Source organism: Pseudomonas sp. AOB-7, assembly GCF_003696305.1.
GTDB lineage: Bacteria > Pseudomonadota > Gammaproteobacteria > Pseudomonadales > Pseudomonadaceae > Aquipseudomonas.
The window spans coordinates 732,572-755,544 of record NZ_RFFK01000001.1; the positions used below are offsets into that span (position 1 = coordinate 732,572).

25 protein-coding genes, 1 tRNA gene and 1 pseudogene are annotated in these 22,973 nt (G+C 65.9%); 9 read left to right on the top strand and 18 right to left on the bottom strand.

The window, feature by feature from the left end; all coding sequences use genetic code 11:
- The first annotated feature begins 10 nt into the window (after positions 1–10).
- The gene (locus EA796_RS03510) at positions 11–982 is read left to right on the top strand and encodes a DMT family transporter (RefSeq protein WP_256679074.1); all 972 of its coding nucleotides are present in this window, start codon (positions 11–13) and stop codon (positions 980–982) included.
- On the opposite strand, the gene EA796_RS03515 is transcribed toward EA796_RS03510, so the two are convergent.
- On the bottom strand, positions 897–1,622 hold the full coding sequence (locus EA796_RS03515) for a tRNA-uridine aminocarboxypropyltransferase (RefSeq protein ID WP_122107543.1): 726 nt from the start codon (positions 1,620–1,622) through the stop codon (positions 897–899). The genes EA796_RS03510 and EA796_RS03515 overlap by 86 nt on opposite strands.
- Before the next feature lie 121 nt (positions 1,623–1,743).
- Between EA796_RS03515 and EA796_RS03520 the strand changes: the two genes are divergently transcribed.
- Positions 1,744–2,142 (top strand): quorum-sensing-regulated virulence factor family protein, encoded by a 399-nt coding sequence (locus EA796_RS03520; RefSeq protein ID WP_021445474.1) that lies wholly within the window; start codon positions 1,744–1,746, stop codon positions 2,140–2,142.
- 4 nt (positions 2,143–2,146) lie between these two features.
- Here the strand turns inward: EA796_RS03520 and EA796_RS03525 are convergent, their stop codons facing one another.
- Complete coding sequence (locus EA796_RS03525; RefSeq protein ID WP_021445475.1) at positions 2,147–2,341, bottom strand: hypothetical protein; 195 nt, start codon at positions 2,339–2,341, stop codon at positions 2,147–2,149.
- A gap of 190 nt (positions 2,342–2,531) precedes the next feature.
- Between EA796_RS03525 and EA796_RS03530 the strand changes: the two genes are divergently transcribed.
- Both EA796_RS03530 and EA796_RS03535 read left to right on the top strand, forming a co-directional pair.
- Entirely contained in the window at positions 2,532–3,935 is a 1,404-nt protein-coding gene (locus EA796_RS03530) for an MBL fold metallo-hydrolase RNA specificity domain-containing protein (RefSeq protein WP_122107544.1), read from the top strand.
- A 128-nt stretch (positions 3,936–4,063) separates the two neighbouring features.
- Positions 4,064–5,137 (top strand): LOG family protein, encoded by a 1,074-nt coding sequence (locus tag EA796_RS03535; protein ID WP_021445477.1) that lies wholly within the window; start codon positions 4,064–4,066, stop codon positions 5,135–5,137.
- Positions 5,138–5,217: 80 nt separating this feature from the next.
- On the opposite strand, the gene nadA is transcribed toward EA796_RS03535, so the two are convergent.
- The 16 genes from nadA to aspS form a co-directional block, all read right to left on the bottom strand.
- Entirely contained in the window at positions 5,218–6,276 is a 1,059-nt protein-coding gene (nadA, locus tag EA796_RS03540) for a quinolinate synthase NadA (RefSeq protein ID WP_021445478.1), read from the bottom strand.
- Positions 6,277–6,413: 137 nt separating this feature from the next.
- A tRNA-Lys gene (locus EA796_RS03545) sits at positions 6,414–6,489 on the bottom strand.
- A 58-nt stretch (positions 6,490–6,547) separates the two neighbouring features.
- Positions 6,548–7,222, bottom strand: coding sequence for a 7-cyano-7-deazaguanine synthase QueC (gene queC / locus EA796_RS03550; protein ID WP_122107545.1), 675 nt, complete (start codon positions 7,220–7,222; stop codon positions 6,548–6,550).
- Between the two features lie 2 nt (positions 7,223–7,224).
- Positions 7,225–7,872, bottom strand: coding sequence for a 7-carboxy-7-deazaguanine synthase QueE (queE, locus tag EA796_RS03555; RefSeq protein ID WP_031303636.1), 648 nt, complete (start codon positions 7,870–7,872; stop codon positions 7,225–7,227).
- A gap of 282 nt (positions 7,873–8,154) precedes the next feature.
- Positions 8,155–8,967: a tol-pal system protein YbgF gene (ybgF, locus tag EA796_RS03560; RefSeq protein ID WP_122107546.1), complete on the bottom strand. Its 813-nt coding sequence runs from the start codon at positions 8,965–8,967 to the stop codon at positions 8,155–8,157.
- A gap of 6 nt (positions 8,968–8,973) precedes the next feature.
- A complete protein-coding gene (gene pal, locus EA796_RS03565; protein ID WP_003241687.1) occupies positions 8,974–9,471 on the bottom strand; it encodes a peptidoglycan-associated lipoprotein Pal in 498 nt (165 codons plus the stop codon).
- A 55-nt stretch (positions 9,472–9,526) separates the two neighbouring features.
- Positions 9,527–10,825, bottom strand: a complete 1,299-nt coding sequence (tolB, locus tag EA796_RS03570) for a Tol-Pal system beta propeller repeat protein TolB (protein ID WP_021445482.1) — start codon at positions 10,823–10,825, stop codon at positions 9,527–9,529.
- A gap of 5 nt (positions 10,826–10,830) precedes the next feature.
- Positions 10,831–11,787, bottom strand: coding sequence for a cell envelope integrity protein TolA (gene tolA / locus EA796_RS03575; protein ID WP_122107547.1), 957 nt, complete (start codon positions 11,785–11,787; stop codon positions 10,831–10,833).
- Positions 11,784–12,236, bottom strand: a complete 453-nt coding sequence (gene tolR / locus EA796_RS03580; RefSeq protein ID WP_021445484.1) for a protein TolR — start codon at positions 12,234–12,236, stop codon at positions 11,784–11,786. The genes tolA and tolR overlap by 4 nt, the downstream gene beginning before the upstream one ends.
- A 27-nt stretch (positions 12,237–12,263) precedes the next feature.
- A complete protein-coding gene (tolQ, locus tag EA796_RS03585) occupies positions 12,264–12,935 on the bottom strand; it encodes a protein TolQ (RefSeq protein WP_031303639.1) in 672 nt (223 codons plus the stop codon).
- 32 nt (positions 12,936–12,967) lie between these two features.
- A complete protein-coding gene (gene ybgC, locus EA796_RS03590; RefSeq protein ID WP_122107548.1) occupies positions 12,968–13,420 on the bottom strand; it encodes a tol-pal system-associated acyl-CoA thioesterase in 453 nt (150 codons plus the stop codon).
- 53 nt (positions 13,421–13,473) lie between these two features.
- A complete protein-coding gene (gene ruvB, locus EA796_RS03595; RefSeq protein WP_122107549.1) occupies positions 13,474–14,526 on the bottom strand; it encodes a Holliday junction branch migration DNA helicase RuvB in 1,053 nt (350 codons plus the stop codon).
- A 13-nt stretch (positions 14,527–14,539) separates the two neighbouring features.
- The gene (gene ruvA / locus EA796_RS03600) at positions 14,540–15,145 is read right to left on the bottom strand and encodes a Holliday junction branch migration protein RuvA (protein WP_122107550.1); all 606 of its coding nucleotides are present in this window, start codon (positions 15,143–15,145) and stop codon (positions 14,540–14,542) included.
- A 21-nt stretch (positions 15,146–15,166) separates the two neighbouring features.
- A complete protein-coding gene (gene ruvC / locus EA796_RS03605) occupies positions 15,167–15,691 on the bottom strand; it encodes a crossover junction endodeoxyribonuclease RuvC (protein WP_122107551.1) in 525 nt (174 codons plus the stop codon).
- Positions 15,692–15,860: 169 nt separating this feature from the next.
- Positions 15,861–16,610, bottom strand: a complete 750-nt coding sequence (locus tag EA796_RS03610; RefSeq protein WP_021445490.1) for a YebC/PmpR family DNA-binding transcriptional regulator — start codon at positions 16,608–16,610, stop codon at positions 15,861–15,863.
- Between the two features lie 87 nt (positions 16,611–16,697).
- Positions 16,698–18,473: an aspartate--tRNA ligase gene (aspS, locus tag EA796_RS03615; RefSeq protein ID WP_021445491.1), complete on the bottom strand. Its 1,776-nt coding sequence runs from the start codon at positions 18,471–18,473 to the stop codon at positions 16,698–16,700.
- Between the two features lie 198 nt (positions 18,474–18,671).
- On the opposite strand from aspS, the gene EA796_RS03620 reads away from it, so the two are divergent.
- The 5 genes and pseudogenes from EA796_RS03620 to EA796_RS23550 form a co-directional block, all read left to right on the top strand.
- Entirely contained in the window at positions 18,672–19,790 is a 1,119-nt protein-coding gene (locus EA796_RS03620) for an HD domain-containing phosphohydrolase (RefSeq protein ID WP_122107552.1), read from the top strand.
- A gap of 74 nt (positions 19,791–19,864) precedes the next feature.
- The gene (locus tag EA796_RS03625) at positions 19,865–20,683 is read left to right on the top strand and encodes an SDR family oxidoreductase (protein WP_122107553.1); all 819 of its coding nucleotides are present in this window, start codon (positions 19,865–19,867) and stop codon (positions 20,681–20,683) included.
- Positions 20,684–20,816: 133 nt separating this feature from the next.
- Positions 20,817–21,287 carry a Dps family protein gene (locus tag EA796_RS03630; RefSeq protein ID WP_021445044.1) on the top strand — a complete coding sequence of 157 codons (471 nt, stop codon included), beginning with the start codon at positions 20,817–20,819 and terminating at the stop codon, positions 21,285–21,287.
- Positions 21,288–21,384: 97 nt separating this feature from the next.
- Positions 21,385–22,452 carry a GGDEF domain-containing protein gene (locus tag EA796_RS03635; protein WP_122107554.1) on the top strand — a complete coding sequence of 356 codons (1,068 nt, stop codon included), beginning with the start codon at positions 21,385–21,387 and terminating at the stop codon, positions 22,450–22,452.
- Positions 22,453–22,623: 171 nt separating this feature from the next.
- Positions 22,624–22,935, top strand: a pseudogene (locus tag EA796_RS23550) (cold shock domain-containing protein membrane protein); the annotation flags it as partial.
- Between the last annotated feature and the right edge of the window lie 38 nt (positions 22,936–22,973).

Below are 22,973 nucleotides of genomic sequence, written 5' to 3' on the forward strand. Positions count from 1 at the left end.
AGACACCGCCATGCCGAGCCAAGCCCTGCGCGCCGACCTGTTGATGCTGATCACCGCGATGATCTGGGGCAGCGCCTTCGTCGCTCAGCGCCTGGGCATGGACAGCATCGGCCCCTTCCTCTACACCGGCCTGCGTTTCGCCCTGGCCAGCCTGGTGCTGCTGCCGCTGCTGGCCCTGCTGCAACGGCGCAGCCGACGCCCGGCGGCGCCGCTGAGCCGCGGCCTGCTGCTCGGCGGCGTGGTGATGGGCCTGGCGCTGTCGCTGGGGATCAACCTGCAGCAGGTCGGCCTGCTGTTCACCACCGTGACCAACTCCGGCTTCATCACCGGGCTGTACGTCATAGTCGTGCCGATCCTCGGCCTGCTGATCGGCCAGCGCAGCGGCCTGGGCATCTGGCTGGGCGCCAGCCTGGCGGTGCTCGGCATGTTCCTGCTCAGCGTCGGCGAAGGCTTTACCGTCGCCTCCGGCGACTGGCTGCAACTGGCCGGCGCCTTCGTCTGGGGCGTGCACGTGCTGCTGGTGGGCTTCTTCGCCAGCCGCCACGACCCGCTGCGTCTGGCATTCATCCAGTTTGCCACCTGCGCCGCGATCAGCCTGCTGCTGGCGCTGGTCTTCGAGACGGCGACCCTGGACGGCATTATCAAAGCCGGTCCGGCCATCCTCTATGGCGGCCTGTTCGGCGTGGCCGTCGGTTTTACCCTGCAGGTGGTGGCGCAGCAGCACGCCATCGCCTCGCACGCGGCGATCATCCTCTCGCTGGAGGCGGTGTTCGCCGCCATCGCCGGCGCCCTGCTGCTCGGCGAAGTGCTGGCGCTGCGTGGCTACCTGGGCTGCGCGCTGATGTTCGCCGGCATGCTCCTGGCCCAGCTGTGGCCCAAGCCGCTGCCGGCCGCGCTCAGCGAAAATGCGCCAGGCGCTGGTGCAGCTCGTCGTCCAGATCCAGCGGCAGGCGCCGCTTTGCCGCCAGGTAATGCTGACTGAAGGCATCCAGGTAGCAGTCCAGCGCCTCGCTGGCCTGCGCGTCGCCGGCCAGTTCCAGGCACATGGCCGCCACCTCGGCGGTGCACAGGTGCTCGCCGCGGGTGGAGCGCCGCAGGCGGTAGCGCGACAGCTGCGCCGGGGTCAGGCTGAGCACCGGCAGCGCGTCCAGATAGGGGCTCTTGCGAAACATCTTGCGCGCCTCGGTCCAGGTCGCATCCAGCAGCACGAACAGCGGCCGCTTGCCCGGCGCCAGATGCACCTCGTCCACCACCCGCTCTGGGGCGGCGTACTCGCCGGGAAACACCAGGTAGGGCTGCCACTGCGGCTCGGCGAGCAGCGCCGGCAGCGCCGGATCGACCGCGGTGCGCGTCCAGCCGAAGGCGTGGGTGTCAGCCACCACGTCGGCGATCAGCCAGCCGGTGTTGCTCGGCTTGAGCGCCTCGATGTCGTGCATCACCAGGCACATGCCGGCATGCGCCTCCACCCGCGGGCGCCAGGCGCACAGGCAGTAATCCGGCTGCACCCGGCAAGCCGGGCAGCGCTCGGCTCGCGAGCCACGGGCGACGAAGGGTTTCACGCTGCGCGCCAGGCGCTCGGCGCGTAGCCGGGCGACGGCATGCGGGGGATGGGACTGGTCCACGAACAGGGCTCGACAGAAAAAACGCGGCAGTTTAACAAAGCCGGGCAGGCTATGATGCGCCAGGCGCTGAACCCGGCCGCGCCTGGCGGGTCAAAACCCGCACTCGTTCAGGAGAATCCGCATGTCCCGCGTTACCGCCCTCGTCCTCGCCCTGGCCCTGCCCGTCGCCGCCCAGGCCGCCTCGCTCAAGGAGCTCGAACTGACCCGCGCCCTCGAGCAGGTCGCCCGGCAAAGCAGCGAGGGTACGCCGCGGGCGATCAACGAGGACATTCTCGATCAGGGCTACACCGTCGAAGGCCACACCCTGATCAACCACCTCAGCGTCCGGCCGGCCCACGCCGCGCAGATGCGCGGCAATCCGGACACGGTGCGCGCCCAGCTGGCCGCCAGCGTGTGCCGCAACCCGGGTTATCGCCAGCTGCTGGCCCAGGGCGCGCAGCTGCGCTACCAGTTCAGCGAATACCGCAGCAACCGCCCGGTAACCACCGAGCAGTTCGACAGGGCCGACTGCGGCCTGTAAGCCTTCAGCCCTTCTCGGCCCGACGCTGCGCGTCGTCGGCGCGCAGTTCGGCGAGCAGCGCCTCCATATAGCGCGAGCGGCGCACGCCACCCTCCAGACGACGCAGGCATTCGTCTTCCAGGCTCAACTGATTGGTACGCGCCGCCTGCTGCAGCAGGCGGTACAAATCCACATCTATCTCCAGGATCAACTTGGGCATGCCTGCCCCTCCCTTTCCTCGCCGTGCATCTGCGCCAGACGACGCGCCCTCACCTCTCCAGTAAATCAGACGACGCGCCATGGCCGGCTCGCCCGGACGAACGGCGCGCCAGCGACCATACTGACCTGCATCAACGGCATCGTCCGCGCGGCTCGGCAAGATGGGCCGTCGCCTACTGGAGATGAGGATCATGGCATTACTGAGCTTTCTCGGCGCCATTCGCCAAGTCACCGGCTCCTGCTACCTGGTGGAGAGCCGCGACGGCGCCAAGGTGCTGCTCGAATGCGGCATGCACCAGGGCCGCCGCGAGGAGGAGGACCGCAACCGCAGCGCCTTCCCCTTCGACCCGCGCGGCCTGGATGCGGTGGTGGTGTCCCACGCCCACCTCGACCACAGCGGCCTGCTGCCGCGCCTGGTGGCCGAGGGTTACCGCGGCGCCATCCATGTCACCGAGGCCAGCGGCGAGCTGCTCGAACTGATGCTGCTGGATGCCGCCTTTCTCCAGGAGAAGGACGCCGAGTGGGAGAACCGCTGGCGCGCGCGCCAGGGCAAGCCGGCGATCGTGCCGCTGTACACCCTGGCCAACGCCGAGCAGGCGCTCGGCCAGCGCCGCACCCACGCCTACGGCACGCCGGTGGAGGTGGCCAAAGGGGTGCAGGTGACCTTCCATAACGCCGGGCATATCCTCGGCGCGGCGATAGTGGAGATGAAGATCGAGGACCACCACCTGCACCGCCATCTGGTGTTTTCCGGCGACCTGGGCAATACCTGCTCGCCGCTGATGCAGGCGCCGACCACGCTGAGCGAGGCCGACGTGCTGCTGATGGAGTCGACCTACGGCGACCGCGACCACCGCCGTAGCGAGGACACCCTGGAGGAGCTGGCGGCGATCCTGCAGCAGGCCCACCGCGAGGGCGGCAACGTGCTGATTCCCTCCTTCGCCGTCGGCCGCACCCAGGACCTGATCTACTACCTGGGGCGCTTCTACCAGGAGGGCCGCCTGCCGCAACAGGCGGTGTTCCTCGACAGCCCCATGGCGATCCGCGCCAACGCCATCTACAGCCGCTTCCACGACCAGTTCGCCGCCGAGGATCGTGCCGCGCTGGCCGCCAAGGGGGTCAAGCGAGTCGAGGACTGGCTGCCGATCCTGCGCTGTACGCCCAGCGCCGAGGAGTCGATGGCGATCAACCGGATCAACAGCGGCGCGATCATCATCGCCGGCGCCGGCATGTGCAACGGCGGGCGCATTGTCCATCACTTCAAGCACAACCTCTGGCGCGAGAACTGCCACCTGGTGTTCCCCGGCTTCCAGGCCAAGGGCACCCTCGGCCGCCTGATAGTCGACGGCGCCAGTACGGTGAAGGTGCTGCACCAGCGCATCGCGGTGAAGGCCAAGGTGCATACCCTGGGCGGCTTCTCGGCGCATGCCGGGCAATCGCAGCTGCTCGACTGGGCCAGCCATTTCGAGCACCACCCCGAGCTGTACCTGGTGCACGGCGAGCTGGAGAAGATGCAGGCGCTGCAGCAAGCCCTGCGCCAGCAGCTGAACTGGATCGCCAACATCCCCGAACCGGGCGAGCAGATCGCCATCTGACCGGCGCGGCCAGCGACGCTCGCGCCCGATGCGCCTTCCGCCATCGTCCGCAGACGTCCATACTCTGAAAAGGCTCGGGCTTTCAGGGACTTGGAGGTGCCGAGCGGATTCGATCAAGGAGACGCTGCATGCCCTACGAACCGGACGATTACCTGTCACGTCACTTCCAGACCAGTGGCATCGACCTGGCCAGCAAAGTGGACGAGCTGCTCGCCCTCTCCGCCCCCGGCAACAGCCCGAACCTGCCGCTGTACCGCGACATGCTCACCACCGTGATCCGCATGGCCCAGGCCGACCGCAACCGCTGGGACGCCAAGATCATGCTGCAGACCCTGCGCGAGATGGAGCACGCCTTCAGCACCCTGGAACAGTTCAAGCGCCGGCGCAAGGTCACGGTCTTCGGCTCGGCGCGCACGCCGGCCGAGCACCCGGTCTACACCCTGGCCCGCGAGCTGGGCGCGACCCTGGCGCGCTACGACCTGATGGTCATCACCGGCGCCGGCGGCGGCATCATGGCTGCCGCCCACGAGGGCGCCGGACGCGAGAACAGCCTGGGCTTCAACATCACCCTGCCGTTCGAGCAGAACGCCAACGCCACCATGCAGGGCAGCGAGCATCTGCTGTCGTTTCACTTCTTCTTCCTGCGCAAGCTGTTCTTCGTCAAGGAGGCCGACGCCCTGGTGCTCTGCCCCGGCGGTTTCGGCACCCTGGACGAGGCGCTGGAAGTACTCACCCTGATCCAGACCGGCAAGAGCCCACTGGTGCCGGTGGTGCTGCTGGATCAGCCGGGCGGCAGCTACTGGCAGCGCGCCATCGAATTTCTCCAGCAGGAACTGGCGGACAAGGGCTATATCCTGCCCAGCGACCTCAACCTAATGCGCCTGGTGCACAGCGCCGAAGACGCCGCCGAGGAAATCGCCCAGTTCTACCGCAACTTCCACTCCAGCCGCTGGCTCAAGGACAGCTTCGTCCTGCGCCTCAACCACCCGCTCAGCGACGCCGCGCTCAAGCAGTTGCAGGGGGAGTTCGCCGGCCTGTGCAAACAGGGCGGTTTCAGCCAGCAGCCTTACTGCGAGCAGGAACGCGACGAACCCGAACTGTGCCACCTGACCCGCCTGGCCTTCGCCTTCAACGGCCGCGACCACGGCCGGCTGCGCGAACTGCTGAATTTCGTCAACCTGCCGGGCAACTGGGCGGCCTGAGCGTAGACCCGGATTGCATCCAGGCTACTGAAAACACAAAGCCCGGCATGTGCCGGGCTTTGTCGGGTTGCACGGGCGTATCAGGCGTTGCCCGCCACCTTCAGCCTGGCGGCTTGGGTGAAATCGAGCATGCGCTTGAGCGGCTTGACCGCCTTGGGAATCAGCGCCGGGTCGACATGAATCTCGCCACTGCCTTCGCGCAGGCCGGTGAGCACCCGCTCCAGGGTGTTCATCGCCATCCACGGGCAGTGCGCGCAGCTGCGGCAGGCCGCGCCGTTGCCGGCAGTGGGCGCCTCGATAAAGGTCTTGTCCGGGCACAGCTGCTGCATCTTGTAGAAGATGCCGCGGTCGGTGGCGACGATGAAGGTGGAATTGGGCAGGGTCTGCGCCGCCTTGATCAACTGGCTGGTGGAGCCCACCGCATCGGCCAGCTCGACCACGTTCTGCGGCGACTCCGGGTGCACCAGGATGGCGGCGTCGGGGTAGAGCGCCTTCATGTCCAGCAGCTGCTTGGACTTGAACTCCTCGTGCACGATGCAGGCGCCGTCCCACAGCAGCATGTCGGCGCCGGTCTCGCGCTGGATGTAGTTGCCCAGGTGCTTGTCCGGCGCCCAGATGATGGTTTCGCCGTTGTCCATCAGGCTCTCGACGATTTCCAGGGCGCAGCTGGAGGTCACCACCCAGTCAGCACGCGCCTTGACCGCCGCCGAGGTGTTGGCGTAGACCACCACGGTGCGCTCGGGATGCTGGTCGCAGAAGGCCGAGAACTCGTCCACCGGGCAACCCAGATCGAGCGAACAGGTCGCCTCCAGAGTCGGCATCAGCACGCGCTTTTCCGGGTTGAGGATCTTCGCCGTCTCGCCCATGAACTTGACCCCGGCCACCACCACGGTCTGCGCCGGGTGCTGGTTGCCGAAACGGGCCATTTCCAGAGAGTCGGAAACGCAGCCGCCGGTTTCCTCGGCCAGCGCCTGGATCACCGGGTCGCAGTAATAGTGCGCCACCAGCACCGCGTTCTGCTTCTTCAGCTCGGCGGCGATTTCACGGCGATAGAAGGCCTCTTCCTCGGCGGTCAGAGGCTTGGGCTGTTTGGCATCGAGGTGGGCTTGAACCAGAAGGCGTTCGGAAATCTGCGTCATATCATCGAACCTGCGGCGCTCTTGAGCGAGCTGCGAGTATACCCCCTGGCTGCCCATCGCCACAGGCGGGGCAGCATCGGCCAAGGGGCTTTTCCGAGAGCAAAAAAAAGCCAGTCTTGCGACTGGCTTTTGCGATCTGGTGGGTCGTGTAGGATTCGAACCTACGACCAATTGGTTAAAAGCCAACTGCTCTACCAACTGAGCTAACGACCCAACGCGAGGCGCATGATACTGATTTAATTCAGGAAATCAACACTTCGCGAAAACTTTTTCAAACGTAGCGGGTAGCATCGGGTACGCCAGCGGCGACGAAACCGGCGGCGCGCAGGCGGCAGCTGTCGCACTTGCCACAGGCGCGACCGTCGTCGTCGGCCTGGTAGCAGGACACGGTCAGCGTGTAATCCACGCCCAGGCGCATGCCGGCCTGGATGATTTCGCCCTTGCTCAGCTGCTGCAGCGGCGCGCGAATGCGAAAGCCCTGCCCTTCCACCCCGGCCTTGGTCGCTAGGTTGGCCATGCGCTCGAAGGCCTCGATAAATTCCGGCCGGCAGTCGGGATAGCCCGAATAGTCCACCGCGTTGACCCCGATAAAGATATCGCGTGCGCCCAGCACTTCCGCCCAGCCCAGGGCCAGGGACAGGAACACCGTGTTGCGCGCCGGCACGTAGGTCACCGGAATGCCCTCGCCGGGGGTTTCCGGCACGGCGATGGATGCATCGGTCAACGCCGAGCCGCCGATGCCGTTGAGGTTGAGACCGATCACCTTATGCTCGACCACCCCCAGTTGCCGGGCAACGCGCTCGGCGGCCTGCAACTCGGCGCGATGACGCTGACCGTAGTCGAAGCTCATGCTGAAGCAGGCGTAGCCCTCGGCCTTGGCCATGGCCACCACGGTGGCCGAGTCCAGGCCGCCGGAGAGAAGAATCAGCGCTTTCTTGTCGTTCATCCTCAGTGTCCCGGCTCGTCGTTCCAGAGAATCTTGTGCAGCTGCAGTTGCAGGCGTACCGGCAGGTTGTCCGCCACTATCCAGTCGGCCAGCGCGCGCGCGTCCAGCTGCTGGTGGCTGGGCGAGAACAGCACCTCGCCGGCGCGCGCCTCGAGGCGATACTGGATCAGCTTGGACACCGCCCAGTCGTAGTCCTCGCGCGAGCAGATGACGAACTTGACCTGATCCTTGGCGGTCAGCCAGTCGATGTTCTCGTAGCGATTGCGCTGCACCTCGGCCGAGCCTGGGGTCTTCAGGTCGAGCACCTTGCTCACCCGCGGATCGACGGCCGATACGTCGAGCGCGCCACTGGTCTCCAGCGACACCTCGTAGCCGGCGTCGCACAAGCGCTCGAGCAGCGCAATGCAATTGGGCTGGGCCAGCGGCTCGCCGCCGGTGACGCAGACGTAGCGCGGCTTGTAGGCCGCCACTTGGTCGAGGATGGCGTCCAGCGCAACGAGCTCGCCGCCGCTAAAGGCGTAAGCAGTGTCGCAGTACTGGCAGCGCAGGGGGCAGCCGGTCAGGCGCACGAATACCGTCGGCAAGCCGGCGGTACGCGTCTCGCCCTGCAGCGAGTAGAAGATCTCGGTGATGCGCAGGGTTGTTTGCATAGTGGCCACGGGCGTGATGACGAAACAGGCCATCCGCCTCCGTTGCGTTGAATCGGGATGCTTGCCGCACGTAGCGGCAGCGATTGGTTACCCCGCACGGCGAAGGCATCAGCCGAGCTGAAACTTCGCACCCGTTGCAGGGCTGGCGATTCTAAACGAAAAACGCCGCGGCCGATATTTCCCCCCGCCATCGCCCATTGGAGTGCGCCGGCACAGCCTACAGCACGACAGCCGAGCATAAAAAACCCGCGCCTAGCGCGGGCTCTTGAAAGGTCGTGGCCGTTACGGCAGGCGCTGCAGATCGCGCTGGGCCAGCTGCGCGGCCGAGCTGCCGGGAAACTGGGCGATGACCTGCTGGAGGATGCCGCGGGCCTTGTCGTTGTTGCCCAGGCGCTTCTCCACATCGGCCAGCTTGAACAGCGAATCCGGCACCTTGGCATGGCTCGGGTACGCCTGGCTGACCTTGGCGAAGGCCTGACCGGCGCCCTGCAGGTCGCCCTTGGCCAGATTGACCTCGCCCAACCAGTACTGCGCATTGCCGGCGTACTGGCTGTTGGGATAGCGGTTGAGGAAGGCGGTGAAAGCCTGCGACGCCTTGTCGAAATCCTTGGCCTTGATCAGGTCGAAGGCGGCGTCGTAATAGAGCTTTTCCTTGGCCGGATCACCCGGCTCGGCGCTGGCCTGCTGCTGGGCGGCAGGCGGCGTCGGGGTACCGTTGGCGTTGATCGCGCCAGCGGCGGAATTCTGTGCGGGAGCAGCGGAGCCAGCACCGGAAGACAGGCGTTGGTCCAGATCCTGATAGCGCTCGAGGCTCTCCTGCTTGAGGCGCTGGATTTCGTTCTGCTGTTCTTCGAGCATGCCGCGCAGCTGGGCAATTTCCTGCTGCATCTGCTCGAGCTGGTTGAACAGCATACCCTGCGCCGAGGCCGGGGCTTGCGCCCCGCCCCCGGCGTAGGAGCCGGCCGTACCATAACCCGCCGGTGGATAGCTGCTGCCTTGCGGTATGGAGCTGCTTTCCAGTACGGGAACTTCCGCCATCGCCGCAAGCGGCAGGGCGAGCGTCAGAAGGGTCAGGATACAGCGGCAATTACGCATGGCAGCTTACTTGCGCAGCTCTACGCGACGGTTCTGAGCCCAGGACTGCTCGTCGTTGCCAGTGGCAACCGGACGCTCTTCGCCGTAGGAAACCAGTTCCAGCTGAGCCGGGGAAACGCCCTGCAGTACCAGGTAGCGCTGAACGGCCTTGGCACGACGCTCGCCCAGAGCCATGTTGTACTCACGGGTACCGCGCTCGTCGGCGTGGCCTTCCAGAACGACGCGAGCGCCGTTGCCTTTCAGGTCCTTGGCATGTACGTCCAGAGCGCGCATGGCTTCGGCCTTCAGGTCGGAGCTGTCGTACTCGAAGTAGAAGGTGGTGATAGCGCGCAGGGCGGCTTCTTCGCTCAGGCTGCCGTCGACGGCACCGGTGTTGGCACCGTAACCGGCGTTCGGGTCGACTGCGCCTTCACCAGCAGCGTCACCGCCTTTGGAAGAGCAACCAACAGCGACGGCGAGAGCCAGGGACAGTGCAGCAAACTTACCGAATTTCAGCATTTCCATCATGTAACTCCTAATGAACCCCAGTTGTGTTAAGCAATAAAGGTGTAGCGCCGCATCAGTTCAGGTAAGGGGACCAAGAAGGCTCTCGAACTTCGCCTTGAGCGGTAGGAAGAGGGAGCCTCACGCGTCCATTGGTGGACGCCAACATCAAGACTCCCCGGCCCTGCTGGCGGGTGGCGTAGATTAGCATGGCGCCATTGGGCGCAACAGTGGGCGACTCGTCCAAACTTGTGTCGGAAAGTATGCGCAGGCGCTTGGTTTCCAGGTCCTGCGCAGCCACCTTGAACACGGTGAAACCATCCTGGCGATGGATCATCACCAGGGTCTTCTCGTCGGCCGACAACTTCGGGTTGGCGTTGTAGTTACCGACGAAGGTTACCCGCTCCACCGCCCCATTGTTGATGTTGGTCTTGTAGATCTGCGGTTTGCCGGCGCGATCCGAGGTGAAGTACAGGGTCTGCCCGTCCTTGCCCCAGAACGGCTCGGTGTCGATGGCGTAATGGTTGGTGATGCGGCGCATCTGCCGGCTGCCCATGTCCATCACGTAGATTTCCGGGTTGCCGTCGCGCGACAGCACGAAGGCCAGGCGATTGCCGTCCGGCGACCAGGCCGGCGCACCGTTGAGACCCTCGAAGTTGGTGATCTGCTCGCGGCGGCCGGTGTCGATATGCTGGACGAAGATGCGCGGGCGGCGCTGCTCGAACGACACGTAGGCGATACGCCGGCCATCGGGCGCGAAGGACGGCGACAGGATCGGCTCGCGCGACTGCAGCAGGGTCACCGCGCGGGCACCGTCGTAGTCGGAACGCTGCAGGGTGTAACGGGTGTTGTTGGCACCGAAGCGCTCGGCGGTGACGTACAGCAGGCGGGTGGAGAACGCGCCCTTGACCCCGGTGAGCTTCTCGAACGACTGATCGGCGATATGGTGGGCCATGTCGCGCAGCTGGTCGGTACCGCCGCCGACGCTGCCGGTCATCACCTGCTGTTCGGTGCTGACGTTGAACAGCGCGTACTGCACCTGCAGGCGACCGGCGTTCGGCACCAGGCTGCCGACCAGCACGTACTGGGCGCCGAGGGCCTTCCAGTCGCGGTAGATGACTTCGCTGGCCTGGGTCGGCAGGCTGATCATGTTCTGCCGCGGAATCGGCTCGAAGTAGCCGGAGTTGCGCAGGTCGTTGCCGATGATCTCGGCCATGTCCTCGGGCAGCACCGAGCCCCCCTGCCAGCCGAAGGGCACCACGGCGATCGGCGTGGCACGGTCGGCGCCATGGGAGATCACCAGCGGATCGGCCGCCTGCACGCTGCCGACCAGCATGATCAGACCCAACAGGGCCATACGAATCAGGGTATTCACAGCGCTCAATCCTCCGGTTTGAAAATGACGCGACGCTGCCTGTACAGGGAGTCAAAGGTAGCGCGATCCAATTGTTGCATTTCGGGAATACGGCCGACGTTACGCACCGCGGCCACGGCGGAGCTGTCGAACGGCGCATCGCCGCTGGAGCGTGACACGCTGGCGTTGGCGATGGTGCCGTCGGGCAGCATCTGAATCAGCAGTTCGACGCTCATGCCGCGGCGCGCCGACATCGGACGCTGCCAGTTCTCGGTGATCAGCTTGATGATCAGGTCGTCGAGGTTGCCCGCCACCTGGTCACCATGGGTCTCGGCCAGCGCCTGCTGGTTCTGCACGTTGTCCGACAGCAGCTCGGCCAGTGCCGCCGCTTTCTGATCCTCGGCCGCCTTGCGCCGCGCCTCTTCGGCCTTGCGCTTGGCGTCCTCGGCCGCTTTCTTCTTGGCCGCCTCGGCGGCTGCCTTCTTCTTCGCTTCTTCGGCCGCGGCCTTCTTCTTGGCCTCTTCGGCGGCTTTCTTCTTCGCCTCTTCCTCGGCGCGTTTCTTGGCGATGTCGGCCTGGCGTTTCTGCTCGGCGGCCTTCTTCTCGGCTTCGGCCTTCTTCGCCGCCTCGGCTTTGGCTGCCTCGGCCTTTCGAGCCTCTTCGGCTTTCTTTTGTTCCGCTGCCTTGGCCTGGACCAGCTTCTGCTCTTCGGCCTTCTTCTGCTCCAGACGCTCGGTCTCGAACTGCGGCGCCGAGGTCTTCTGCGCCTCGCCCGCCACCTTCTGGGTGGTCTGGGTGGTTGCCTGGCTCTGCGATTTCAATTGATACAGGGTGGCCTGCACCACCGGGCGTGCCGGCGGCAGCTCGGGGCTGAAGGCGAAGCTGACGAACAGCATGGCAAACATCAGGACGTGCAGACCCACGGCCCAGACCACGGGCCAGAAGTAGCTTTCCGAGGGCGAACGCTCGCTGTGCTGCATCAGGGCGCCTCGGTAATCAATCCGACGTTGCCCACGTCGGCCTGCTGCAGACCGCCCATGGCGGCCATCACCGTGCCGTAGTCGACCGACTTGTCGCCGCGCACGAACACCTGCACCGGCTTACCCTGACGACGGTTCTCGGCAATGATCGCCGACACCGCCTGGGTCATCTGTTCCAGGGTCGAGGCACGCTCCTGCTCGGTGTCGACGTCCACCTCGCTGCCCATGTTCCAGTAGTAGGTCTTGTCGGCCTTGATGGAAATGGTCAGCACCTGGGCGTTGTTGTCCTGCGGCAGCGCCTCGCTGCTGACCTTGGGCAGATCGACCTTGACCCCCTGGTTGAGCATGGGCGCGGTGACCATGAAGATGACCAGCAGCACCAGCATCACGTCGATGTAGGGCACCACGTTCATCTCGGCGACCGGTTTGCGTCTGTTGCGAATTCTCGCCATGGCTAACACCTATCCTATGCGCGCGTCTTAGTCGTCCGAGGTGTGCACCTTGCGGTGCAGGATGGCCTGGAACTCGTCGGCGAAGGTGTAGTAACGACCGATCAGCATTTCACCGCGGGCGGCGAAACGGTTGTAGGCGATCACCGCGGGAATCGCGGCGAACAGGCCGATGGCGGTGGCGATCAGCGCCTCGGCGATGCCCGGGGCGACGGTGGCCAGGGTGGCCTGCTGCACCTGGGCCAGGCCGCGGAAGGAGTTCATGATGCCCCATACGGTGCCGAACAGGCCGATGTAGGGGCTGGTGGAGCCGACGGTGGCGAGGAACGGCAGCGCGGTTTCCAGCTTCTCTTCTTCGCGCGAGATGGCCACGCGCATGGCACGCGACACCCCATCCATCACCGCATCCGGGTCGACGCCCTGCTGCTGGCGCAGGCGGGAAAATTCCTTGAAGCCGGCGCGGAAGATCTGCTCCAGACCGGAATCCGGGTCGGGGTTGCTGCCGGCCTGGCGATACAGCTTGGACAGGTCGATACCGGACCAGAAGCGATCCTCGAAGGCATCCAGCGCGCGCTTGGCGGCGCGAATGGCATTGCTGCGCTGGAAGATCATCACCCAGGAAATGACCGAGGCGGCCACCAGGGTGAGCATCACCAACTGCACCACCAGACTGGCGTTACTGATCAGACTCCACATCGACATATGGTCAACGGCGTTGGCGTTGGCTTCCACGCTTACTCTCCTGCTGCAATTAGGCCCGGCGCCTGCACCCCGGCGAACGCATGGCGCAGGGATTCGGGGATGGCCCGGGGTTTCAAGTTGTCGGCGCGCACACAGGCCACCAGGAACTGCCCTTCGCAGAGCAGCACAGCATCCGCGGCCCGCCTGACCTGTTGACGAAAACGCAGGCTGACACGGTTCAATTCGATTACCTCGGCGCTGATGGTCAGCTCGTCGTCCAGCCGCGCCGGCGCGTGATAGCGCGCCTCGGCCGAATGCACGACGAACAACAGGCCCTCACCGGCCAGCGCCGACTGGGCATAACCCAGTTCACGCAGACGCTCGGTGCGAGCCCGCTCCATGAATTTGAGGTAGTTGACGTAGTAGACGATACCGCCGGCGTCGGTGTCCTCGTAATAGACCCGGCAACGGTGGCTGAACGGCTGGACTCCGTTTTGCGCGCGCATACTCTAGTCCTCGCCCTGCTGCTTGCCAATCCGGCTTGGTAACAATTTTTTCGTCATTCGTCGCTCACCGCGAAGAGATCCGCGCCCGGCTGCTCGCCGAGGCGCTTGGGAAGGTTCAGGCCGAAATGCAGGTAGGCGTGACGGGTCACCACCCGCCCGCGCGGCGTGCGCATCATGTAGCCCTGCTGGATCAGGTAGGGCTCGAGCACGTCCTCGATGGTGTGGCGCTCCTCGCTGATGGCCGCGGCCAGGCTGTCGACGCCCACCGGGCCGCCGTCGAACTTCTCGATCATGGCCAGCAGCAGACGGCGGTCGGAGTGGTCGAAGCCGCGTTCGTCGACGTCCAGCAGGTTCAGCGCCTGATCGGCGATGTCGCGGGTGATATGGCCACGCCCGCGCACCTCGGCGAAGTCGCGCACCCGGCGCAGCAGGCGGTTGGCGATACGCGGCGTACCACGGGCGCGGCGGGCGATTTCGTAGGCGCCCCGCTCTTCGATGGGCAGACCGAGGATGCCGGCCGAACGCGTGACGATGGTCGCCAGGTCGTCGATGCCGTAGAACTCCAGGCGCTGGACGATGCCGAAGCGATCGCGCAGCGGGTTGGTCAGCATGCCGGCGCGGGTGGTGGCGCCGACCAGGGTGAAGGGCGGCAAATCCAGCTTGATCGAGCGCGCGGCCGGACCTTCGCCGATCATGATGTCGAGCTGGAAGTCCTCCATGGCCGGGTACAGCACCTCCTCGACTATGGGCGAGAGGCGGTGGATCTCGTCGACGAACAGCACGTCGCCGGCCTCCAGGTTGGTCAGCAGCGCGGCCAGATCGCCCGGGCGCTCCAGCACCGGGCCGGAGGTGCTCTTGATCGACACGCCCATTTCCTGGGCGATGATATTGGCCAGGGTGGTCTTGCCCAGGCCCGGCGGACCGAAGATCAGGGTGTGGTCGAGGGATTCGGCCCTGCCCCTGGCGGCCTGGATAAACAGTTCCATCTGCTCGCGCACGCCGGGCTGGCCGATGTATTCGGCCAGCCTCAGCGGACGGATGGCGCGATCCTGCTGCTCGTCGCGCTCGCGCGGGCTGGCGGTAATCAGGCGATCGGCTTCGATCATCGATAGGGTTCCACTAAGCCATGCCGCGCAAGGCGCGACGGATCAAATCTTCGCTGGTCAAACCATCCTCCTTGACGGCCGCCACGGCCCGGCTGGCCTCTTGCGGCTTGTAGCCCAGGGATATCAGGGCACTCACCGCGTCATTCTCCGCGCTTGAGACTGCCCCCCCGGCGCGAGGTTCAACCACCAGGGTGGCGATGGCCGGCATGCTTTCCCAGGCCTTGAAGCGGTCCTTGAGTTCCACCAGCAGGCGCTCGGCGGTCTTCTTGCCGACGCCCGGCACCTTGGTCAGCGCCGCGGCGTCCTGAGCCTGCACGCAGCGTACCAGCTCGTCCACCTCCAGCCCGGACATCAGCGCCAGGGCCAGCTTGGGGCCGACGCCGTTGAGCCGGATCAGCTCGCGGAACAGCTCGCGCTCGCGCTTCTCGAAGAAGCCGTAGAGCAGCTGGGCATCCTCGCGCACCACCTGGTGGGTGTGCAGGCACAGCGGCTCGCCCACCGAGGGCAGACGATAAAGGGTGGTCATCGGCACTTCCAGCTCATAACCGACGCCATTTACATCCAGAAGCAAATGCGGCGGCTGCTTTTCCGCCAGGGTGCCGCGCAAACGTCCGATCACCACTGCTGTCCTTTAATTAGATTACAAACGAAGGCGCCCGCCGCGCCGCTTGGCGCCGGCCAGGCCGTGGGGAATCAGGCTCTGCCGATGGTGGGCGTGGCACAGGGCGATGCCGAGGGCGTCGGAGGCGTCGATCTGCGGCTTCTGCGTCAGCTTGAGCAGGTGCATGACCATCATCTGCACCTGCTGCTTGTCCGCCGCGCCGGTACCGACCACCGCCTGCTTGACCTGGGTGGCGGTGTACTCGGCCACCTCCAGCCCCGCCTCCACCGCCGCGACTATGGCGGCGCCGCGCGCCTGGCCGAGCTTGAGCGCCGAATCGGCGTTGCGCGCCATGAACACCTGTTCGATGCCCATGGTCACCGGCCCATAGCTGCGGATCACCTCGCCGACGCCGCGAAAGACGATCTGCAGGCGCTCGGCCAGGGACCCGTCACCGGTGCGAATGCAGCCACTGGCGACGTACTCGCAGCCACGGCCGGTATCGCGCACCACGCCGTAGCCGGTGATGCGCGAGCCGGGATCTATCCCCAGAATCAGCGTCATGCCTGTTTTCCATCGATGACGCGCCAGGCGTCACACTGTCTATTTATCCAGGGCGCGAGTATAGGGGCGCCGACGGGCCGCCGTCACCCAGTAGCGGATGCCCGGCGGGCAGATATGAAAAAGCCGGAAGTGCCCGCGGCGACTTCCGGCTCACGGCCTGTCCTATGGCTCAGCCCAACTGATCCATGATCTCGTCGGGGATTTCCGCGTTGTGGTAGACGTTCTGCACGTCGTCGAGGTCTTCCAGCATGTCGATCAGTTTGATCACCTTCTGCGCGGTTTCCAGATCGGCAATCGGCGCGCTGATCGAGGGGATCATGGCGATTTCCGCCTCGTCGGCCTTGAAGCCGGCGGCCGCCAGCGCCTCGTTGACCGCGTGGAACTCGGTGAAGCTGGTGGACACCAGCGCCGAGCCGTCCTCGCCCATCTCCACGTCGTCGGCGCCGGCGTCCAGCGCCGCTTCCATCAGGGCGTCCTCATCCACGCCGGGAGCGAAGCTGAGCTGGCCCTTGCGCTCGAACATGTAGGCCACCGAACCGTCGGTGCCGAGGTTGCCGCCGCACTTGCTGAAGGCATGGCGCACTTCGGCGGCGGTACGGTTGCGGTTATCGGTCATCACTTCGACGATGATCGCCACGCCGCTCGGCGCGTAGCCTTCGTAGCTGAACTCGACGACGTTGTCGGCTTCGTTGTTGCCGGCGCCGCGGGCGATGGCGCGATCGATCACCTCGCGCGACATGTTGGCGGTCAGCGCCTTGTCCACCGCCAGGCGCAGGCGCGGGTTGTCCGCCGGGATCGGCCCGCCATGCTTGGCCGCCACCGTCAGTTCACGGATCAGCTTGGTGAAGATCTTGCCGCGCTTGGCGTCCTGACGACCCTTGCGGTGCTTGATATTGGCCCATTTGGAATGACCAGCCATAACTCACTCCGTTTCTTTCATTGAACAATTGCCGGGGGGGCGCCCCCAAAACGAAGAAGCCTGGCAATCCAGGCTTCTTGTACAGGCTTATTCGGCCTTGGCCTGCTCGCGCAGGCGGATATGCAGCTCGCGCAGCGATTTGTTGTCGACGATGCCCGGGGCCTGGGTCATCACGCAGGCGGCGCTCTGGGTTTTCGGGAAGGCGATCACTTCGCGGATCGAGCTGGCGCCGGTCATCAGCATCACCAGGCGGTCCAGGCCGAAGGCCAGGCCGCCGTGGGGCGGCGCGCCGTATTTGAGCGCATCGAGGAGGAAGCCGAACTTCTCCTGCTGCTCCTCTTCGCTGATGCCGAGCACGCGGAACACGGTCTGCTGCATGGCCTTGTCGTGGATACGGATCGAGCCGCCACCCAGCTCGGTACCGTTGAGCACCATGTCATAGGCGCGCGACAGCGCGGCGGCCGGGTTGGCCTCCAGCTCCTCGGGGCTGCAGCTCGGCGAGGTGAAGGGGTGGTGCATGGCGGTCAGGCTGCCGTCGTCGTTTTCCTCGAACATCGGGAAGTCGACCACCCACAGCGGCGCCCACTCGCAGGTCAGCAGATTGAGGTCGTGACCCAGCTTGATGCGCAGCGCGCCCAGGGCCTCGCTGACGATCTTGGCCTTGTCGGCGCCGAAGAACACGATATCGCCATCGACGGCGCCAACACGGTCGAGGATGACGTTGATGTTGTCCAGCGGGATGTTCTTGACGATCGGCGACTGCAGACCGTCAACGCCGGCAGCACGCTCGTTGACCTTGATATAGGCCAGGCCCTTGGCGCCGTAGATGCCGACGAACTTGGTGTAGTCGTCGATCTGCTTGCGCGGCATGCTCGCCCCGCCCGGTACGCGCAGCGCGGTGACGCGGCATTTCGGGTCGTTGGCAGGGCCGGCGAACACCTTGAATTCGACGTCCTTGAGCTGGTCCTCCACGTCCACCAGCTCCAGCGGGATACGCAGGTCCGGCTTGTCTGAGCCGAAGCGGCGCATGGCTTCGGCCAGGGTCATGTGCGGCAGTTCGCCGAACTCGACGTCCAGCACTTCCTTGAACAGGTTGCGCACCATGGTCTCGGTGATGGCCATGATGTCGCTTTCATCGAGGAAGCTGGTCTCGATGTCGATCTGGGTGAATTCCGGCTGACGGTCGGCACGCAGGTCTTCGTCGCGGAAGCACTTGGCGATCTGGTAGTAGCGGTCGAAGCCGGCCACCATCAGCAGTTGCTTGAACAGCTGCGGCGACTGCGGCAGGGCGAAGAAGCTGCCGGCGTGGGTGCGGCTCGGCACCAGGTAGTCGCGCGCGCCTTCCGGGGTGGCGCGGGTCAGGATCGGCGTCTCGACGTCGAGGAAGCCGTTGTCGTCCAGGTAGCGGCGGATGCTGCTGGTGATGCGCGAACGCAGCTTGAGCTTCTCGGCCATCTCCGGGCGACGCAGGTCGATGAAGCGGTAACGCAGGCGGGTTTCTTCGCCGACGTCGGTGTATTCGTTGAGCGGGAACGGCGGGGTCTCGGCCTCGTTCAATACTTCCAGCTCGTAGCCCAGCACCTCGATGGCGCCGCTGGCCATGTTCGGGTTGACCGCACCGGCCGGGCGCAGGCGCACCTTGCCGGTGATCTTGACCACGTATTCGCTGCGCACGCGGTCGGCCTTGGCGAAGGTTTCGGCGCGATCCGGGTCGAACACCACCTGGGCCAGGCCTTCACGATCGCGGATGTCGAGGAAGATCACCCCGCCGTGGTCGCGGCGACGGTGCACCCAGCCGCAAAGGGTGATTTCCTGGCCATCCAGGCTCTCGTTCAGTTGGCCGCAATAGTGGCTGCGCATCATGATCGTGGTTCGCTTCTCTAAAGGTCTTGGATTGGTCAGGCGGCGCCCTGCGCACTGGGCAGAGGCCACGCCGCGGCGAGCGTCCAGCCGCGCGCCCCGTCTTGAAAAGAGCGGGATTATATAGGGTAAATCGCCGGGGCGCAGCCGCCCGGCGGATGGCTTCTATAATGAAGGGCGCCTTCGTCGCGGAGAACCGCCATGCCCCTGCCCCGCCTCGCCGACCTCTCCAGCGACCTGCTGGATGACTTTCGCCTGGACGCCGCCGAGCAGTTCCCGCGCTGCGAACAACTGCTGATCGAACTGGAGCGCGCACCCAGCAGCGGCGAGCGGCTGCGCGAGCTGTTTCGCCTGGTGCACACGCTCAAGGGCAACCTCGGCTACGTCGGCCTCAATGCGCTGATGCCGCTGCCGCAGGCCATGGAAGACGTGCTCGGCGCCCTGCGCGAGGAACGCCTGGCGTTCGACAGCCTGCTCGGCGACATCCTGCTGCTGACCCTCGACCACCTGCGCGCCCTGATCGACCAGGCCCTCGGCGGCCCCAACGCACGCCTCGGCGCCGCCCAGCTCGACCAGCTGTGCCAGGCCCTGCAGGCATTGGCCATGGCACCGGCGAGCCAGCAGGGGGAAATCCGCCGCCAGTTGCTGCAGCGACTGGACCCCAGCACCCACCTGCAAGCCCCGCCCGCGCCGCTGCAGAGCCAGACCGACGCCCTGCTGGCCCACCACGGCATCGCCGCGCACCCCGACCTACAGTTCTTCGCCGCCCTGACCCAGGCCGCCGAGCAGCGCTCGCGCTACTGGCAAGGCCGCAACCTGCGCCTGCTCGACCTGAGCCTGAGCATCAACGCCCAGGGCGGCCTGGCCGAGCGCCCGGAACAGCTGGCGGCGGCGGTCTGCCTGCACGATCTGGGCATGGCCTTCCTGCCGCTGCAGCTGCTGCACAAGCAGGCCGACCTGAGCCGCGAGGAACGCCGCCTGATGCAGGGCCATCCGCGCCTGGCCGGCGACCTGCTCAGGCGCATGCCGGACTGGGCGCCGGCCATGGAGATCGTCCTGCAGCACCAGGAGCACGCCGACGGCAGCGGTTATCCCAAGGGCCTGCGTGAGGCGGAGATCAGCCCCGGCGCGCTGATCCTGCACATCGCCGACGCCTTCGACGCGCGCACCCACGAACGCGCCCACCAGACCCTGAGCAAGCGCCCGCTGCTGCGCGCCATCCTGGAGATCAACAACCTCGCCGGCCAGCAGTTCAGCGCGCACTGGGTCGAGGTGTTCAACCGCACCCTGCAGCAGAACCCCAACCTGGCCCACGGCTGAAACGGTTGTGCCGGCCCGCCCCGAGTGGCTAAGCTCCGGCCTCCATGGACAACCATCGCGCGCAAGGAGCCACCATGCACTCTCTCTCCGGCAAGGTCGCCGTGATCACCGGCGCCGCCTCCGGCATCGGCCAGGCCCTGGCCACCCGCCTGGCCGCCGAAGGCTGCCAACTGGCCCTGGCCGACATCGACCTGGCGCAGCTCGAACGCAACGCCGAGGCCCTGCGCGGCAGCGGCGCGCGCGTCAGCTGCCACGCCCTGGACGTCGCCGAGCGCGCGGCAGTCTACGCCTTCGCCGACCGCGTGCTGGCCGAACATGGCGGCGCCGACCTGATCGTCAACAACGCCGGCGTCGCCGTGTCGCAGACCATCGAGGCGCTCGGCTACGACGACTTCGAGTGGCTGATGAACATCAACTTCTGGGGCGTGGTGCACGGCAGCAAGGCCTTCCTGCCGCACCTGCTGCGACAGGGCAGCGGGCACATCGTCAACCTGTCGAGCATCTTCGGCATCATCAGCCTGCCGACCCAGGGCGCCTACAACGCCAGCAAGTTCGCCGTGCGCGGCTTCACCGAGGCCCTGCGCCAGGAGGTCGCCTGCCGCGGCGTGGCGGTCAGTTGCGTGCATCCCGGCGGGATCAAGACCAATATCGCCCGTTCCGCGCGCTTCTACCGTGGCATCGACGGCTCGCAGGACGCCGAGCGCGCCGCCCACAATTTCGACAAGCTCGCGCGCACCAGCGCCGCGCAGGCGGCCGAGGCGATAGTCGCCGGGATCAAGGCCGGCCAGCCGCGCATCCTGATCGGCAGCGATGCGCGCTTTCTCGACCGCGTCCAACGCCTGCTACCGGCGGCCTACCCCAGGCTGCTGGCCAAGCTTCTGCATAAAAAGTGAACCGCAAGTTATCGATAGCTTCTAAACATGGCTTTCATTGACATAAGCCAAGATTGCCCCGAGTGGTCCCGTGTTAGGCTCCGCCCAACACTAGGGATCGACACCCCGGGCTCACCTGAGAGGAAAAAACCCTATGGAAATCAATATCGGAATCGCCGAACAGGATCGCGCCGCCATCGCCGAAGGCCTGTCGCGCCTGCTGGCCGACACCTACACCCTGTACCTGAAGACCCACAATTTTCACTGGAACGTCACCGGCCCGATGTTCAACACCCTGCACCTGATGTTCGAGGGGCAGTACAACGAGCTGGCCCTGGCGGTCGACGCCATCGCCGAGCGCATCCGTGCCCTGGGTTTCCCGGCGCCGGGCACCTACGCCGCCTACGCGCGCCTGTCGTCGATCAAGGAAGAGGAAGGCGTGCCCAGCGCCGAGGACATGATCAAGCAACTGGTGCAGGGCCAGGAGGCCGTGGTGCGCACCGCACGCGGCATCTTCCCGCTGCTGGACAAGGTCAGCGACGAACCCACCGCCGACCTGCTGACCCAGCGCATGCAGGTGCACGAGAAGACCGCCTGGATGCTGCGCAGCCTGCTCGCCGCATGACCCGCCCCGAGGCCCGGTGATCCGGGCCTTTTCATTAGGCAGTCGCCCCCCGCCTGTTCTATGCTCTGGCCATTCGCCACCGAGTTTCGTGACGCATATGAGTCAGCCGCCCAAATCCCCCAGCATTCTCGAGCTCTACCCGGAAGACACCCGCGAAGCGGCGACCCTGCTGAAACAGGCGGTGCCGCTGATGATGCGCCACGCCATCGCCCCCAACCCGGTGCATTACGCCCTCTGGTACACCTACAGCAAGGGTAGCGAGCCGGAACTCAACCGCCGCCTGGACAAGGCCGTGGAAGATTTCGACGTCTTCCCGCCGGATACCGCGGTCAAGCTGTTTCGCGACTACATCATCCGCGCCGAACTGGACGAGGCGCGCGCCGGCCAGCAACAGGTGATCGAGCTGGTCGACGACATCGAAGGCGACGTCTCGCGCAGCGTGATCGGCAGCCAGAACTACCAGCACAGTCTCAACCACGGACTCAGCGCCCTGCAGGAGCCGATCATCGACGACCTGCCCAGCGTGCTCAGCGAGCTGCAGGAAAGCACCCAGCTGATGCAGGATCAGCAGGAAAAATTCCTCTATCGCCTACGCGCCGCCCAGGAGGAGATCAAGCACCTGCGCAGCCAGCTGGAGCGCGCGCACCTGGCCGCCACCCTCGACAGCCTGACCCGCGTATTCAACCGCCACGCCTTCACCCGCCTGCTGGAGCAGGCACTGAACGAATCGCACGAGGGCCTGGCCCTGGTGATTCTCGATATCGACCACTTCAAGCAGTTCAACGACCAGTACGGCCACCCCTTGGGCGACCGCGTGCTGCAGCACGTCGGCCAGCTGATGCGCGAGCTGTTGCCGCCGCGCGCCTTCGCCGCCCGCTACGGTGGCGAGGAGTTCTGCGTGGTGCTGCGCGGCTGCACCGACCTCGCCGGCGTGCGCAACTTCGCCGAGCAGCTACGCCACAAGATCCAGGCCCTGCGGGTCAAGGTGCGCCGCACCGACCAGGTGCTCGACAGCATCACCGCCTCCTTCGGTTTCGCCCTGGCCGAAGCCGGCGACACCCTCGAGGCCCTGCTCACCCGCGCCGACGACGCGCTCTATCAGGCCAAGCGCAATGGCCGCAACCAGGTTCACCCCGCCACCGGCGAAAGCATGCTAAGCGCTTGATTTGAGAAGCCCCTGCCTTTGCTGTTAAATACGCCCCGCGCGCCGCGCTCTTGTCCTGCGGCGCGCGCGACGCAATACATCGGCGCGCGCCATGGCCGTCCAGCTGGCCACGGCGAACTTGCCGCCTCCGCAGCACCCTAAGTCGTCATTCAATCAGTGAGTTCATCGAAGATGTTGAAGATTGCCCATCTTGTGACAGGGTTTGCCGCCCTGCTGCTGTCTGCCGTTCCCAGTTTTTCCGGCACATTCCTCGCCACCCCCGACGCCCCCTACCTGGCTCTGATCGGCCTGCTCAACCTACTGCTCGCGCCGCAGCAAGCGCTCAACCTCGGCGCAGCCCGCCAGCAGCTGCAGGGTCTGGCATCGGCCCTACTGATCCTCGCCGCCGTGGTTCAGGGCCTGATTCTGCTCGCGCCGCTGCCGAATATCGGCGGCCAACCCGCCATCTGGCTGAGTCTGCTGATCGCCGTCGTCGCCACCCTGCTGCACCTGACCAGCCAGCTGCGCCCGCAGCCGCGCCA